Genomic DNA, 723 nt, shown 5'->3' with positions numbered 1-723 from the left:
GAGGGTCATGGCGCGCCAGCGGTCCCCCGCGCCGGGGTAATACGCGGCGCGGGTCGGGACACGCGCGAGGATGCCGCCGAGCGCGCCGAGGAACGCGTCGCGCAGGGCCCACCCCTCGTGCTGCACCAGGAGGCGGGTGGTGTTGCAGTTGAAGCCGCCGTTGTGCGTCATGCCGTACGCGACGCCGTGCGCGGCGTACTCCACGTCCCGCCCGGACCATGGGCCGGGCACGACGACGGTCGGGCTGACCCCGCCGAGTTCCGCCGTGACGGGCTTGCGCAGCAGGGGCTCTCCGCGCGCCTTGCGGGCGGCGCCCTCCTCGCCCGGACCGAACACGACGGCGTCGTAGGTCTTGTCGGAGCCGGTGAGCTGCACGCTCTCCACCGCCTCGTGCGCGCAGAGGTACGCGCCGACGTCCGCGCCGCCCGTGACGACGCGGACCACGCCGAGCGCGAGGAGCGGCGCGAACAGGTCCTCGACGACGCCGCGCATGTCGGCGTTGACGGGGTTGAGCTTCACGAGGACCGTCTCGCCACGCAGGAACACGGCCTCCAGCGCGTCCCCGACGGGCAGCAGCGCGTGGTTGCCGGCGCCCAGCACGAGCCGCAGGTGCCCGTCCGGGTGAGGTGGGCGGCAGGCGGCGGCGTGGCGTTCCTCGAAGTTCTCCGGGGTGACGTCCTCCCCGAGCCACACGTCCCCCACGGTGGGCCCGAAGATCACGGG

The 723-nt window shown here is 74.4% G+C and carries 1 protein-coding gene; it reads right to left on the bottom strand.

The window, feature by feature from the left end:
* On the bottom strand, positions 1–723 hold a 723-nt coding region (locus tag DEIPI_RS29095), incomplete at both ends, for an aldehyde dehydrogenase family protein (RefSeq protein ID WP_169737039.1).

The sequence above is a fragment of the Deinococcus pimensis DSM 21231 genome, from assembly GCF_000519345.1.
Classification (GTDB): domain Bacteria; phylum Deinococcota; class Deinococci; order Deinococcales; family Deinococcaceae; genus Deinococcus_A; species Deinococcus_A pimensis.
This window is presented reverse-complemented; position numbering and strand designations above follow the sequence as displayed.